This is a genomic window from Kitasatospora sp. NPDC001660 (assembly GCF_053596725.1).
In genome coordinates this window covers 23,203-36,036 of record NZ_JBSFGU010000014.1, presented here as the reverse complement: position 1 = coordinate 36,036, position 12,834 = coordinate 23,203, and the positions used below count along the sequence as shown (strand labels likewise).

Annotated in this window: 15 protein-coding genes; 8 read left to right on the top strand and 7 right to left on the bottom strand. The window is 74.5% G+C overall.

All coding sequences use genetic code 11. The features are described from left to right. Positions 1-23 precede the first annotated feature (23 nt). The 3 genes from ACWCXH_RS17420 to ACWCXH_RS17410 are packed head-to-tail and all read left to right on the top strand — an operon-like array spanning position 24 to position 3,146. Positions 24-650, top strand: coding sequence for a TetR/AcrR family transcriptional regulator (locus ACWCXH_RS17420; protein ID WP_449802281.1), 627 nt, complete (start codon positions 24-26; stop codon positions 648-650). Continuing rightward, positions 634-2,268: an acyl-CoA dehydrogenase family protein gene (locus ACWCXH_RS17415; protein WP_449802280.1), complete on the top strand. Its 1,635-nt coding sequence runs from the start codon at positions 634-636 to the stop codon at positions 2,266-2,268. Before ACWCXH_RS17420 ends, ACWCXH_RS17415 begins: the two co-directional genes overlap by 17 nt. Next, the gene (locus ACWCXH_RS17410) at positions 2,265-3,146 is read left to right on the top strand and encodes an amidohydrolase family protein (protein WP_449802279.1); all 882 of its coding nucleotides are present in this window, start codon (positions 2,265-2,267) and stop codon (positions 3,144-3,146) included. Before ACWCXH_RS17415 ends, ACWCXH_RS17410 begins: the two co-directional genes overlap by 4 nt. A gap of 28 nt (positions 3,147-3,174) precedes the next feature. On the opposite strand, the gene ACWCXH_RS17405 is transcribed toward ACWCXH_RS17410, so the two are convergent. Continuing rightward, on the bottom strand, positions 3,175-3,987 hold the full coding sequence (locus tag ACWCXH_RS17405) for an inositol monophosphatase family protein (protein ID WP_449802278.1): 813 nt from the start codon (positions 3,985-3,987) through the stop codon (positions 3,175-3,177). Positions 3,988-4,103: 116 nt separating this feature from the next. Here ACWCXH_RS17405 and ACWCXH_RS17400 point away from each other — a divergent pair, with 116 nt between their 5' ends. After that, complete coding sequence (locus ACWCXH_RS17400; RefSeq protein WP_449802277.1) at positions 4,104-5,093, top strand: Lrp/AsnC family transcriptional regulator; 990 nt, start codon at positions 4,104-4,106, stop codon at positions 5,091-5,093. An 8-nt stretch (positions 5,094-5,101) separates the two neighbouring features. On the opposite strand, the gene ACWCXH_RS17395 is transcribed toward ACWCXH_RS17400, so the two are convergent. The 5 genes from ACWCXH_RS17395 to ACWCXH_RS17375 form a co-directional block, all read right to left on the bottom strand. Further along, positions 5,102-5,584 carry a DUF2269 family protein gene (locus tag ACWCXH_RS17395; RefSeq protein WP_449802276.1) on the bottom strand — a complete coding sequence of 161 codons (483 nt, stop codon included), beginning with the start codon at positions 5,582-5,584 and terminating at the stop codon, positions 5,102-5,104. 109 nt (positions 5,585-5,693) lie between these two features. Beyond that, complete coding sequence (locus tag ACWCXH_RS17390; protein WP_449802275.1) at positions 5,694-6,413, bottom strand: 4'-phosphopantetheinyl transferase family protein; 720 nt, start codon at positions 6,411-6,413, stop codon at positions 5,694-5,696. A 142-nt stretch (positions 6,414-6,555) separates the two neighbouring features. Further along, a complete protein-coding gene (locus ACWCXH_RS17385) occupies positions 6,556-7,053 on the bottom strand; it encodes a F0F1 ATP synthase subunit B family protein (protein ID WP_449802274.1) in 498 nt (165 codons plus the stop codon). A 102-nt stretch (positions 7,054-7,155) separates the two neighbouring features. After that, entirely contained in the window at positions 7,156-8,394 is a 1,239-nt protein-coding gene (gene kynU, locus ACWCXH_RS17380; RefSeq protein WP_449802273.1) for a kynureninase, read from the bottom strand. Between the two features lie 14 nt (positions 8,395-8,408). Then, entirely contained in the window at positions 8,409-9,239 is an 831-nt protein-coding gene (locus ACWCXH_RS17375) for a tryptophan 2,3-dioxygenase (protein ID WP_449802272.1), read from the bottom strand. 227 nt (positions 9,240-9,466) lie between these two features. Here ACWCXH_RS17375 and ACWCXH_RS17370 point away from each other — a divergent pair, with 227 nt between their 5' ends. Next, entirely contained in the window at positions 9,467-9,901 is a 435-nt protein-coding gene (locus tag ACWCXH_RS17370; RefSeq protein ID WP_449802271.1) for an Lrp/AsnC family transcriptional regulator, read from the top strand. A gap of 44 nt (positions 9,902-9,945) precedes the next feature. Beyond that, a complete protein-coding gene (locus ACWCXH_RS17365; RefSeq protein WP_449802270.1) occupies positions 9,946-10,485 on the top strand; it encodes an NADPH-dependent FMN reductase in 540 nt (179 codons plus the stop codon). An 18-nt stretch (positions 10,486-10,503) separates the two neighbouring features. Here ACWCXH_RS17365 and ACWCXH_RS17360 read toward each other — a convergent pair whose 3' ends face one another. Then, the gene (locus ACWCXH_RS17360; RefSeq protein WP_449802269.1) at positions 10,504-11,133 is read right to left on the bottom strand and encodes a MarC family protein; all 630 of its coding nucleotides are present in this window, start codon (positions 11,131-11,133) and stop codon (positions 10,504-10,506) included. Between the two features lie 149 nt (positions 11,134-11,282). On the opposite strand from ACWCXH_RS17360, the gene ACWCXH_RS17355 reads away from it, so the two are divergent. Together ACWCXH_RS17355 and ACWCXH_RS17350 are read left to right on the top strand one after the other, a co-directional pair. Further along, complete coding sequence (locus tag ACWCXH_RS17355) at positions 11,283-11,843, top strand: DoxX family protein (protein ID WP_449802268.1); 561 nt, start codon at positions 11,283-11,285, stop codon at positions 11,841-11,843. A gap of 167 nt (positions 11,844-12,010) precedes the next feature. Beyond that, a complete protein-coding gene (locus ACWCXH_RS17350) occupies positions 12,011-12,613 on the top strand; it encodes a hypothetical protein (protein ID WP_449802267.1) in 603 nt (200 codons plus the stop codon). The last annotated feature ends 221 nt before the right edge of the window (positions 12,614-12,834 follow it).

Sequence of the window (12,834 nt, the reverse complement as noted above, 5' to 3'; positions counted from 1 at the left end):
TGAATCAGTGCTTCAATACTTCCATGGCCTACCGACGCACGCCCGCCGTCCAAGCCCGCCTGGACGCCCAGCGCGAGGCCGTGCTGCAGTCGGCCGTCGGCCTGCTCGCCGAGCGCGGCTACGGCGGCTGCACGATGGCCGCGGTCGCGGACCGCGCCGGGATCGCGACCGGCAGCCTCTACCAGCACTTCGCCAACAAGGCCGAGCTGTCGGTGCAGTTGTTCCGCCGGGTGGTCAACCACGAGATGGCCGCGGTGAACGCCGCCGCCGCCCGCCGGCAGACGCCCGAGCAGCGGATCGCCGCCGTCGTCGAGACCTTCGCCGCCCGCGCCCTGCGCGCGCCGCGGCTGGCGTACGCGCTGCTGGTCGAGCCGGCCGACGCGGTCGTGGACACCGAACGCCTGGTGTTCCGGCGGGCGTTCCGCGACGTGATCGCCACCGAGATCGCCGCCGCCGTGGCCGCCGGACGGCTGCCCGGCCAGGACCCGGTGCTGACCGCCGCCGCCCTGGTCGGCGCGGTCGGCGAGGCCCTGGCCGGCCCGCTGGCCGCCGAGCCGGCCGAACCCGAACGGGCCACCGCCGAGGTGGTCCCCGCCCTGGTCTCCTTCACCCTGCGTGCCCTGGGAGGACGCGATGACAGCGACGCATGAGGTCACCAACCAGGTGCCCCTGCCGTACGGACACGACACCGCCGCCGATCCGACCCTGCTCGCCGCCCTGCACCGGGCCGGCGCCGCCTGGGCCGAGCCCGAGCTGCGCGAACTCGGCCGCCTGGCCGGCTCCGAGCAGGCCGCCGAGTGGGGCCGGCTGGCCAACGAGAACCCGCCCGTGCTGCGCACCCACGACCGCTTCGGCCACCGGATCGACGAGGTCGAGTTCCACCCGTACTGGCACGAGCTGATGCGCACCGCCGTCTCCCACGGCCTGCACGCCGCCCCCTGGCGGGACGAGCGGCCCGGCGCCCACTCCGCCCGCGCGGCCAAGTTCTTCGTCTGGGGCCAGGTCGAGGCGGGCCACACCTGCCCGATCTCGATGACCTACGCCGCCGTCCCGGCCCTTCGCGCGAACCCGTCCCTGGCCGCGGAGTTCGAGCCGCTGCTGGCCGCCAAGGAGTACGACTACGGGCTGCGCGAGCCGCGCACCAAGCGCGGGCTGATCGCCGGCATGTCGATGACCGAGAAGCAGGGCGGCTCGGACGTCCGCACCAACACCACCACGGCCACCCCGCACGCGGACGGCACGTACCGCCTGACCGGCCACAAGTGGTTCACCTCCGCGCCGATGTCCGACCTCTTCCTGACGCTCGCCCAGGCACCGGGCGGGCTCAGCTGCTTCGTGCTGCCGCGTGTGCTCCCGGACGGCAGCCGCAACCGCCTCCACCTGATGCGGCTCAAGGACAAGCTCGGCAACAAGTCCAACGCCTCCGCCGAGCTGGAGTACGACGGCGCGGTCGGCTGGCTGGTCGGCGAGGAGGGCCGGGGCGTGCCGACCATCATCGAGATGGTCAACATGACCCGCCTCGACTGCACGATCGGCGGCGCCTCCGGCATGCGCTACGGCGTGACCCGGGCCGTCCACCACGCCCTGCACCGGCGGGCGTTCGGCGAGGCGCTGGTGGACCAGCCGCTGATGCGCAACGTGCTCGCCGACCTGGTGGTGGAGTCCGAGGCCGCCACGGCCGTCGCCATGCGGCTCGCCCACGCCACCGACCTCGCCCTCGCCGGGGACGGGAACGAGGCGCTGGTGCGGCGGTTGGGGCTGGCGGTCGCCAAGTACTGGGTCTGCAAGCGCGGTCCGGCGCACGCGGCCGAGGCGCTGGAGTGCCTGGGCGGCAACGGCTACGTCGAGGAGTCCGGCATGCCACGGCTCTACCGCGAGGCGCCGCTGGTCTCGATCTGGGAGGGCTCGGGCAACGTCGCCGCCCTGGACGCGCTGCGGGCCATGGCCAGGCGCCCGGAGAGCGTCGAGGCGTTCCTGGGCGAACTCGACGCCGCCGCCGGCGCGGACCGCCGCCTGGACGCGGCCGTCGCCGAACTGCGCAAGCAGTTCACCGACCTGACGGACCTGGAGTACCGCACCCGCCGCCTGGTCGAGGCGATGGCGCTGGCCTTCCAGGGCTCGCTGCTGGTCCGCTACGGCAGCCCGGCGGTGGCCGACGCGTTCTGCGCGACCCGCCTCGGCGGCGACCACGGCGCCGCGTTCGGCACCCTGCCGCCCGGCGTCGACGTCGCCGGGATCATCGACCGCGCCCGCCCGGTGCCCGCGTGAGAAGCCGGGAAGCCGTAGCCGTACGGGAGTTCTGGCAGGCCCTCGGCCTGCCCGGCCTGATCGACGTGCACACCCACTTCATGCCGCAGAACGTCCTCGACAAGGTGTGGGCGTACTTCGACGCGGCCGGCCCGCTGGTGAACCGCGCCTGGCCGATCACCTACCGCGAGGCCGAGGAGCAACGCGTCCAGCGGCTGCGGGAGTTCGGCGTCCGCGCGTTCACGTCCATGCTCTACCCGCACAAGCCGGGCATGGCCGCCTGGCTGAACGCGTGGGCCGCCGACTTCGCCGCCCGCACCCCGGACTGCCTGCACACCGCCACGTTCTTCCCCGAGCCCGGGGCGGCCGGGTACGTGGCGCGCGCGATCGACCGGGGCGCCCGGGTGTTCAAGGCGCACCTCCAGGTCGGCGGCTACGACCCCACGGACGAGCGGCTGGACGAGGTGTGGGGGCTGCTCGCCGACAGCGGCACCCCGGTGGTGACGCACTGCGGATCCGGGCCGGTGCCGGGCAAGTTCACCGGCCCGGGCCCGATCGGCGAGGTGGTGGCCCGCCACCCCGGGCTGGTGCTGGTGGTCGCCCACCTCGGCATGCCCGAGTACCGGGACTTCCTCGACCTCGCCGAGCGCCACCCGGCCGTCCGGCTGGACACCACCATCGCGTTCACCGACTTCGCCGAGGCCGACGTCCCGTTCCCGCGAGGCGAACTCCCGCGCCTGCGCGGGCTCCAGGACCGCGTCCTGCTCGGCAGCGACTTCCCGAACATCCCGTACCGGTACGTCCACCAGCTGGAGGCGCTGGCCGGGCTGGGCCTGGGAGAGGAGTGGCTGCGGGCGGTCTGCCACGACAACGCGGCCGGCCTGTTCGGCCTCAGGTGACGGTGCCCCGAAGTGACGGTGCCCCGTCTCAGCCGACCGCCCGCAACACCCCGACCGCATCCGCGTGCAGCCCGGGCGCGGCGGCGAGGAAGCCGTCGGACGCGGCCGTCCAGGCCGCCCCGGTGGCGTCCGTCACCGTCGCGCCCGCCTCGCTCGCGACCAGCGCGCCGGGCAGAAGGTTGGGCGCGTCGAGGCCGTACTGCCAGAACAGCGCGAGGTGTCCGGAGCCGACCTGCGCCACCTGGAGGGCGGTCGGCCCGAGGTTGCGCACCGCGACGACGGCGCCGGCCATCGCGGACAGCGACTCGCCCGCCCGGCGCAGGGCCACCGGGTCGCCGGCGACCGTCGGCGGCTGGCTGGTCGCGGCGACGGCCGCCCCCAGCTCGCGCGGCAGCGGCGCGATCGGCCGCCCGTCCAACCGGGCGCCGCCGCCGAGCACGGCCCGGTAGGTCCGTCCGCCGGCCACCTCGGGCGCGTGCACCACGGCCAGCACGGCCCGGCCGTCCCGGACGAGCGTCGCGGTGACGGCCCAGTACGGCAGGCCGAGCAGGTACTGCACCGCGCCGTCGGTGGCATCGCACAGCCACCACTCGCCCTCGGCGGGCACCGTGTCCGCGAACTCGTCGCCGATCCAGCCGGCCTCCGGGCGCAGGGCGGTCAGCCGCCGCCGCAGCTCGGCGGCGGCCGGCCCGTCCGTCTCGGCGAACCGCGCCATGGCCTCCTCGGCCGTCCGGGCCGGGACCGGCTCGACGGGCCGTCGCGCCGCCAGCTTCGCGCCGACCTCGCGCACCGCGGCCTCCACGCCCTCGACCAGCGGCTGCATCTCCGTCGTCGTTCCCATCGCCCGTACCCCACTTCCGCTCCCGGCCGGACTGCCCGGCCGCGCAGGACAAGGAGTACCGTCAGGCCTGACGAACGGGACGCTCGAACGGCCTCGGGCGACGGAGATCGGACAGCATGGACCTCTCAGTAGCGGATCCGGACACCGTGCTCGACCTCCTCGACCGCCGCCTGGTCTGCGCCCTTCAGGTGGACGGCCGGGCCGAGACCGGCCGGATCGCCGAGGTGCTGGGCGTGTCCGCCCGGACGGTCACCCGCCGCCTGGCCCGGATGCGCGAGGCCGGCGTGCTGCGCGTGGTGCGGATGCCGGACGTCGAGGACGCGGCCGTCGGCGCGCTGCTGCTGCGCGTGCGGGTGCTGCGCGGCACGGTGGACACCATCGCGAAGGCGCTGGCCGACCGCCCGGACGTCCCGTTCGTCGACGTGATGCTCGGCGGCCAGGAGATCGGCGCCGTCATGCTGAGCGACGCCGGCGCCCGCGACCGCCTGCTGTACGGGCAGCTGCCCGCGACCGCCGCCGTCACCGAGACCACCACCCACGCCGTCCTGCACGCCTTCGCCGACGCCGGGCAGTGGCAGGCCGGGTACCTGGACGCGGACGAGACCGCCGCGCTCGCCCGGCCGTCCGTGCCCCGCCCGCGGACGCCCCCGCCGCTGGACGAGCTGGACCGCGCGCTGCTGCACCGGCTCACCGAGGACGCCCGGCAGCCGCACGCCGCCCTCGCCGCGGCCGTCGGCGCACCCGAGTCGACCGTCCGCCGCCGGCTGCACCGCCTCGACGAGGCCGGGCTGCTGCGCACGCACGCCACCGTCGACCCCCGGCTGCTCGGCCTGGCCGTGGACGCCAACCTCTGGCTGGACGTGCCGCCCGGCCGGCTCGCCGAGACCGGCACGGCCCTGGCCCGGCAGCCGCAGGTGCACGGGGTGTTCGCCACCAGCGGCCCGGCCAACCTGATGGCCGCGGTGTTCTGCCCGGACCACGCCGGGCTCTACCGGTTCGTCACCGACACCCTCGGCCCGCTCGGGGTGGCCCGCGCCGAGACGGCGATCGTCGCGCGCGCGGTCAAGCGCGCGGGCGTCCCCCTCCGACGGCCCGCCCTCCCGTGAGAACAGGCTCAGACGCCGGTGCTCGACCCCGGCCGGATGATCATCAGCACCACGACGACCGCCCAGAGCAGGTTGAAGACGCCGGCCGTCATCGGCAGCGTCTTCAGCCCGCGCACGGCCTTCTCGCGCTGCTCGTCCCCGGTCTCCGGGGCGAGCGCGTCGACGGCCGCCTGCTGGCCGGGCAGCACGAAGAGCAGCAGCGCCAGCGCGGCGATCGCGGTCAGCACCATCGAGGCGATCAGCCAGGACTGCCCGAGCACGTCCATCACCTGGGCCAGCCCGATGCCCAGCACCGGCACCGCCACCCCCAGCAGCGCGTAGACCTGGGTGATCCGGTGCAGGATCCGCAGCACCCCGGCGTCGGCGGCCTGGTCGGGCCCACCCGCCAGCGCCGCCTTCGCGCGGCGCGGGAACATGCTGACGGCCACCGCGACCGGGCCTATGAACAGGACCGACGCGAGGACGTGCAGGCTCAGCAGGAACTTGGCCATGGCGAGGACACCCTTAATCCGGCGGTGGGCAGCGATTCGGCGGGGCGTCCGCGGTCCGGCGCCCGACCAGGCACGCTAACACCGCTTACCCCGGCGCCCACCGCTCGGGTCAGACCCCGGCCGTCAGCTCCACGACCCGCGGCTCGGCGGTGCTGACCGCCGCCACCGCCGCGCCGTGCTCCGGGTCCGTCCAGTCGAGGAAGTGCAGGTCCTGGTGCCGACTGCGCAGCGGGCCGTCCGCCGGGACGGCCAGGGGCAGGGCGGAGAGGTCGACCGCGGACAGCGTGTCCATGCTGGTCCGCCCGATCTTGATCAGCGACTCCTTGCGCACCCACAGCCGCAGGAAGGCCCGGTCCGGTTCCGCGGCCGCCCGCACCAGGGCCAGCTCGGCCGGGGCGAGCACCCGCTGCGCGACCTCGCTCAGGGAGCGGCCGCGCGCGGCCAGCTCGACGTCCACGCCGACCGGCTCGAAGCCGGCGGCGGCGGCGACCACGCCCCGGGTGTGCGAGAGGCTCACGTGCACGTCCGGGTGGTCCGGGAGGAACGGCTTGCCGTGGTCGGCCCGGCCGCAGTCGGGGCACTCCTGGGCGAGGGTGAGGCCGGTGGCCGGGACGCCGAGCAACTGGGCGGCGCAGAGCCGGACCAGGAGGTGGCCGGCGGTGAAGTCGGCCCGCCCGGACTCCGTCCGAAAGCGCGCGGCGCGCTGCCGTTCGAGGTCGGTGAGCAGGTGCTCGCCCACCTCGGGTCGGCGCAGGACGGCTTCGGCGGAGGCGACGGCGACGAGCGGGGCGGACCGGCCCTGGTGCCGGTTCTGGTCCTCGGTGGTCATGTCCCCAAACCTAGGCCATGGGCCCGCGCGCAAGCCCGCCTTCGACGTGCACCGGCGCCTGGTCGGGGAGTTGACCGTCGCCGGCCGAGCGCGGGGAAGGGCCCCTCGCGCAAGGGCGAGGGGCCCGCCGCCGGTCGGGTGCTCAGCGCTCCGCGAAGAACCGGTCCACCGTGCCGCGCCGCGCGGCGATCGCGCCCACCGACTCGCCGACCACCCGGCCGGCCAGGTCGACGGCCAACTCCCCGACGTCGTGGCGCAGTCGGACGGCGGCCAGCTCCCCGGAGGCGGCGAGCTGCGCGTGCGCGGCCGCGACCAGCCGGTCGCGGTCCCGGACGGCCTCCTCGCGGGCCGCTTCGATGGCTGCCGCGCCCTGCGCGGCGTACTCCTGGCGGATCCGCGCGGCCTCGTGCCGGGCGTCCGCCAGCTGCCGCCGGGCGGCGTCCTGCACGGCCTCGGCCTCGGCGCGGACGGCCTCGGCCCGCTCGGCGCGGCCCTCGGTCGCCTCCCACCGCTCGGCCCGGACCCGCTCGATCCGCGGGATGATGCCGAGGCCGAGGGCGCCCATCATCAGGAAGAGCAGAGCGAGCCCGAGGGCCAGCTGGCCCGGATCCGGCTGGAGCGGGCCGAGTTCGAGTTCCACGTGACCTCCCCGGTTTTCTGACGAACGGTCACGAAGGAGCGTCCCCAGGGGTGTTGTGCGTCGAACTTTGCCGAGGCATGACCTTCGTCACGTGGGGGCCGGCTACGTCACCTCGCCCCGACGGGAGAACCGCTCCTCCCGCCACTCGCCGCTCTCCAGCACCTCGGCCAGGTGCCGGGCCGCGTCCCAGACGTCGGTGCGGGACAGGTAGAGCGGGGTGAACCCGAAGCGCATCAGGTCCGGCGCGCGGAAGTCCCCGATCACGCCGCGCGCGATCAGCGCCTGCACCACCGGGTAGCCGTCGGCGTACCGCAGCGCGACCTGGCTGCCGCGCCGGGCGTGCTCGCGCGGGGTCGCCACCTCGATCCCGTCCAGGCCCTCGACCAGTGCGATGAACAGGTCGGTCAGCGCGAGGCTCTTCGCCCGCACGGCCGCCAGGTCGGCGCGCTCCCACACGTCCAGGCTCGCGCCCAGCGCGGCCTGGCCGAGCAGGGACGGCGAGCTGCACAGGAACCGCCCGATGCCCGCCTTCGGGTCGTACCCGGGCTCGAACGCGAACGGCCGCGCGTGTCCGAACCAGCCGCTCAGCGGCTGCACCGGACCGGCCGCCAGGTGCCGCTCGGCGACGTACAGGAAGGCCGGTGAACCCGGGCCGCCGTTCAGGTACTTGTAGGTGCAGCCGATCGCGAAGTCCACGCCCGCGGCGCCGAGCTCGACCGGCAGCGCGCCCACCGAGTGGCACACGTCCCAGATCATCAGCGCGCCCGCGGCCTGCACGCGCGCGGTGATCCCGGCCATGTCGAGCAGCTCGCCGGTGCGGTAGTCGACGTGCGACAGGACGACCGCGGCGACGTCGCCGTCCAGGTGCGCGTCCAGCTCCTCCGGCCGGATCAGCACGCTGCGCGCGCCCTCGACCAGGCCGGTCACGCCCTCGGCGATGTACAGGTCGGTCGGGAACGCCTCGACGTCGCCGAGCACCGTGCCGCGCCCCGGGCGCAGCCGCAGCGCCGCCGAGAGCACCTTGAACAGGTTCACCGAGGTGGTGTCGCAGACCACGACCTCGTCCGCGCCGGCCCCGACCAGCGGCGCGATCCGGCGGCCGAGCGCGTACGGCTGCTCGAACCAGCCGGCGTCGTTCCAGCTGCGGATCAGCTCGCGGCCCCACTCCTCCTCGACCACCTGACGCACCCGCTCGGGCGTGCGCACCGGCAGCGCCCCCAGCGAGTTCCCGTCCAGGTAGATGACCCCGTCCGGCAGGGCGAACTCCTTGCGGAACGCCGCCAGCGGGTCGACGGCGTCCAGCGCCGCGCACTCCTCGCGCGTGATCGTGCCCGTGATCATGCCCAGCCCCTCGCTCACATCTCGTCCCGGATGGACCACAGCTCCGGAAAAACGTCCTGGTCGGCCGACTTGCGCAGCCAGGTCAGCCCGCTGGAGCCGCCCGAGCCGGGCTTGCCGCCCATCGTCCGCTTGACCGCGTTCAGGTGGCGCTGACGCCACCGGGTGACCCGCTCGGCGACGTCCAGGAGCGCCTCGGCGAGCGGCCGGAGGTCGGCGAACTCCGGCTCGGCGTAGACCCGGAGCCACGCCTGCGCGACCTCCGCGCTGGCGTGGTGGCGCTGCTCGGACGGCAGGTGCTGGACGGCCAGCCCCCGGCGGGCGAGCACGGCCAGTGCGTCGTCGTACAGGCTGGGGGAGCGCAGCGCCCCGGCCAGCTCGGCGCGAGTCTGCGGCGCGTCCTCGTACATGTTCAGCAGCGCGGCGTTCTTGTTGCCGAGCAGGAACTCCAGGTGCAGGAAGGCCGAGGACTGGAAGCCCGAGGCCTCGCCGAACAGCGCGCGGAAGGAGTTGAACTCCTGCGGCGTCATGGTGGCGAGCAGGTCCCAGGACTCGGTCAGCACGTCCTGGACGTGCGTGCCGCGCCGCAGGGCGGCCAGCGCCGCCGGCAGGTCGTCCTCGCGCAGGGCCTGCTGGGCGAGCGTCCACTCGTGCCGCAGCAGGCCGAAGAGCAGTTCCATCACCTGCGTGGTGACGATGAACGACATCTCGGCCGGCGCCTTGCTGAGCGGATGCTGCAGGCTGTGCAGCTCCTCCAGGCGCGCGTAGCGGGCGTAGGGGGTGCCTCGACCCGGCTCCCCGCCCCTGACGAACGACAGGCTGGGTGTCTCCACCGTGTCGTGCCCCATCCCGATCCCTCCTGACGGCCGGGCATCGTTGCCCGGGCCCGGTGACCAGACGGACGGCCTGGTTCCACCGGGGGCCCCATTGTGCGGCGGTTCGGCCCCCAGTTGAATGGCCTCCGCGCACCGCAACCGCCTCTCGGGCTGTTGTTCGCGAGGTGTTCCGCCGATTCCCTTTACGATCGGCAGGACCACCGATTCCAGCCGCATTCCAGCCACTCCCGGGAGCCGTCATGGACGCCGTCGACCGCCGCCTGCTCGCCGAGCTCCAGGCCGACGCCAGGCTCTCGTACAACGAACTCTCCCGCCGGGTGAGCCTGTCCGCACCCGCGGTGGCCGAACGGGTCCGCCGGCTGGAGGCGGACGGGGTGATCACCGGCTACCACGCCCACGTGGATCTCACCCGCTCCGGCCTGCCGATCACCGCGCTGGTCCAGATCCAGTGCTACGGCCCGCGCTGCGTGCTGCGCGACCCGGAGGTGGCGACCTGGCCGGAGGTCCTCCAGCTGCACCGGGTCACCGGCGGGGCCTGCTGCGTGCTGCTGGTGGCGGTGCCCACGATGGCCGAGTTCGAGCGGCTCTGCGACCGGCTCGGCACCTACGGCCAGCCGTCCAGCTCGATGATCCTCTCCAGCCCGGTGCCCTGGCGCACGGTGGTCGTGCCGTGAAACCCGTTGCCCGGCAGCGGGGGTCGGGGAGTAGGTTCCTCGGCATGCCGAACGAGCGTCACATCCTGCTGCTGCCCGGAAGCCTCCGCGCCGGATCCTCCAACGAGACGGTGCTGCGGACGGCCGCCGACATCGCCGCCGGGATCCCGGATCTGCGCGTCACCTACTACGACGGGCTGGCGGCGCTGCCGCACTTCAACCCCGACCACGACACCGACCCGCTGCCGGAGACGGTCGCCGGACTGCGTGCGGCGATCGAGGCCGCCGACGCGCTGCTGATCTGCACCCCCGAGTACGCGGGCACGCTGCCCGGCGCGTTCAAGAACCTGCTGGACTGGACGGTCGGCGGGGTCGAGATCACGGACAAGCCGGCCGCCTGGATCAACTGCGCCGCCCCCGGCCGCGGCGGGGGCGCCGAGGCCACCCTGCGCACCGTCCTCGGCTACACCGGCGCGGCCGTCCTGGACGAGGCCTGCGTCCGGATCCCGCTGGACCGCGGGTCGGTCGGCCCGGACGGCCTGGTCGCCGACCCGCCGGTGCGGGAGCGGATCGGTGACGTGCTGACCCGCCTCGCCGCCGCCTGACCCACCGGCCGGCCGGGCTCAGCGCCCCTCGGCGAGTTGCACGCCGAGCCCGGCCAGGCCGTTCAGGAACAGTTCCACGCCGACCGCCGCCAGCAGCAGCCCGAGCAGCCGGGAGAGCACCTCCAGCGAGGTGCGGTGGGTGCGCTTCAGCAGCGGCGCGAGCAGGGTCACGCAGATGTCGTTGATCACCGCGACGGCCACGTACGCCCCGGTGACGGCGGCCTTCCAGCCCCAGTCGTTCTTGGTGAGCGAGGCGACCAGCACGGCGGTGATCGCGAGCGGGCTGGCGATGTACGGCAGGAGCAGCTCCCGGAAGCCGTCCAGCATCGGGTTCGGCAGGTGGTCGTCGTCCTCGCCCTCGCCGAGGTGGACGCCGAAGACCAGCGCGACGGCATAGATGAAGAAGATCGTCCCGCCGGCGAGCTGCAGCGACTGGTCGCTGATGTGGAAGTAGGTCGTGAGCCCGTCCGCGGTGAAGCCGAGCAGCAGGCCGATCGAGGCCGAGACGGCCGTGCTCCAGGCCGCCAGCCGCCGCAGCTCCCCGGTGGTCCGGTCGCCGGCCAACCGGGCGAAGGCCAGCAGGACCTTCGGCGGGCCGACGACGGCGAGGAAGGTGATGAACGCGCTGCCGAGGTTGAAGACGAACATCCGCCCAGCATGACCGCGGCGATGGGCGGGGGCGGCGGTCCATTCCTGGACGGCGGTGGATTCGCCCGGATGGCGGTCCCGGCTCGAACGGCTGTGCGTTCTCGGGTCCCATGGACGCAGGACCACCTCCGCGGGAACGAGGTTGCGACATGTGTCTGAACCGTAGGGACCTGGGCCTGCTGGCCCTGCGCAGTGCGGTCGGCGGGGTGCTGATCGCGCACGGCGCCCAGAAGCTGTTCGGCTGGTTCGGCGGCGGTGGCCTGGAGGGCACCACCAAGGCGATGGAGCACATGGGCTTCCACCCGGCCCGGCAGAGCGCGATCGCGGCCGGCCTCGGCGAGGCGGGCGGCGGCGCGCTGCTGGTGGCGGGGCTCGCCACCCCGGCGGCCGGTGCGGTGGTGGCCGGCACGATGGCCGGCGCCGTGGCGGTGCACGCCCCGGCCGGTTTCTTCGCGACCTCCGGTGGCTACGAGTACCCGGCCGCCCTCGGCGCGACCGGGCTGGCGCTCGGCCTGACCGGCCCCGGCCGGTACTCGCTCGACCACGTGACCGGCCACGCCTTCGACCGGCCGTGGATCGGCGTGCTGGCCTTCGTCGCGAGCGCCGCGTCCGCGTACGGCGTGGTGGCCCGGCGCCGGCACGTCATGCGACTGCGCGAGGAGCGGGCGGCGGTGGAGGCGGACGAGCAGTTGGGCTCGGGCCTGTCCTGACGGCGGACCCGTCCGGTGCCTCCGCCGCCGGACTCACCCGGAGGCACCACTGCGCTGGCGGCCCCGCCCGGGGCCTCGGAGGGTGGGCCGGGAGGCGTGCCGGGCAGCCCGAGCGCCGGAAGAAACCGGAAGAAACCGCAGAAATCCGGAAGGGACGAGTACCGCCCATGGACCGTCAGCCGCTCACCCGGGTCACCCGCAGGGCCACCGCGCAGCAGCTGGACGCGCCGCTGATGCCCCGCCAACGCCGGGCCGTGGCATGGGTGTTGGCCGCAGTGGTGGTCGGCGGTTCGGTGCTGGCGGGCTGCTCCTCGGGCAAGAGCCCGAGCAGTGCGGCGTCCTCGGCCGCCAGCGAGATCGAGAAGGGCGTCTCGGCCGCCGCGTCCGCCGCCTCGGCGCTGGCCTCGGCGGCCGGCGGGGTGATCTCCTCGGCGCAGGCGCAGGCCTCGGCGGCGATCTCGGCGGCCTCCTCCGCCCTCGCGGGGATCAAGGGTGGGCTGGACGCCAAGGGTGACGTCGCGGTGGGCGCGGTGACGATCGGCTCGGACGGCAAGGCGCAGGCGCAGCTGACCGTCACCAATCACGGGCAGCAGTCGTACCGGTACGTGATCCAGGTCAACTTCACCGACCGGTCGGGCCAGGTGCAGGACGCGACGGCGGTGACGGTGGACGACGTGGCCGCCGGGCAGAGCGCGCAGGCCACGGCGAAGAGCAACCGGGACCTGTCCGGCACGGTCGAGGCGGTCGTGCCGAACGCGGTCCGCTACTGACCCGCAGGTGGGCGCGGCTGCCCGCGGCGGGTACGAACCTTAAGCGCGGCTCAAGGCCCGACGGCCCCTCTTGACGGGCGAGTTGGTCTAGTCCATTTTTATTGCCCAGGTGCAGGGAGCCCCTGAACCGGCGTCAGCGGCCGCGAGGCCGCGGGCGCCGGTTCGGCGCATCCCGGTGTCCGTCACGGCCTGATCCCGCTCGATTCCCTTCCTTGATCTGT

Bases quoted from the DNA above. Each gene is read 5' to 3' on its own strand.
- ACWCXH_RS17420 (WP_449802281.1), top strand. From the start codon at position 24: ATGGCCTACCGACGCACGCCCGCCGTCCAAGCCCGCCTGGACGCCCAG.
- ACWCXH_RS17415 (WP_449802280.1), top strand. From the start codon at position 634: ATGACAGCGACGCATGAGGTCACCAACCAGGTGCCCCTGCCGTACGGA.
- ACWCXH_RS17405 (WP_449802278.1), bottom strand. From the start codon at position 3,987: ATGGGAACGACGACGGAGATGCAGCCGCTGGTCGAGGGCGTGGAGGCC.
- ACWCXH_RS17400 (WP_449802277.1), top strand. From the start codon at position 4,104: ATGGACCTCTCAGTAGCGGATCCGGACACCGTGCTCGACCTCCTCGAC.
- ACWCXH_RS17395 (WP_449802276.1), bottom strand. From the start codon at position 5,584: ATGGCCAAGTTCCTGCTGAGCCTGCACGTCCTCGCGTCGGTCCTGTTC.
- ACWCXH_RS17390 (WP_449802275.1), bottom strand. From the start codon at position 6,413: ATGACCACCGAGGACCAGAACCGGCACCAGGGCCGGTCCGCCCCGCTC.
- kynU (WP_449802273.1), bottom strand. From the start codon at position 8,394: ATGATCACGGGCACGATCACGCGCGAGGAGTGCGCGGCGCTGGACGCC.
- ACWCXH_RS17375 (WP_449802272.1), bottom strand. From the start codon at position 9,239: ATGGGGCACGACACGGTGGAGACACCCAGCCTGTCGTTCGTCAGGGGC.
- ACWCXH_RS17370 (WP_449802271.1), top strand. From the start codon at position 9,467: ATGGACGCCGTCGACCGCCGCCTGCTCGCCGAGCTCCAGGCCGACGCC.
- ACWCXH_RS17365 (WP_449802270.1), top strand. From the start codon at position 9,946: ATGCCGAACGAGCGTCACATCCTGCTGCTGCCCGGAAGCCTCCGCGCC.
- ACWCXH_RS17360 (WP_449802269.1), bottom strand. From the start codon at position 11,133: ATGTTCGTCTTCAACCTCGGCAGCGCGTTCATCACCTTCCTCGCCGTC.
- ACWCXH_RS17355 (WP_449802268.1), top strand. From the start codon at position 11,283: ATGTGTCTGAACCGTAGGGACCTGGGCCTGCTGGCCCTGCGCAGTGCG.
- ACWCXH_RS17350 (WP_449802267.1), top strand. From the start codon at position 12,011: ATGGACCGTCAGCCGCTCACCCGGGTCACCCGCAGGGCCACCGCGCAG.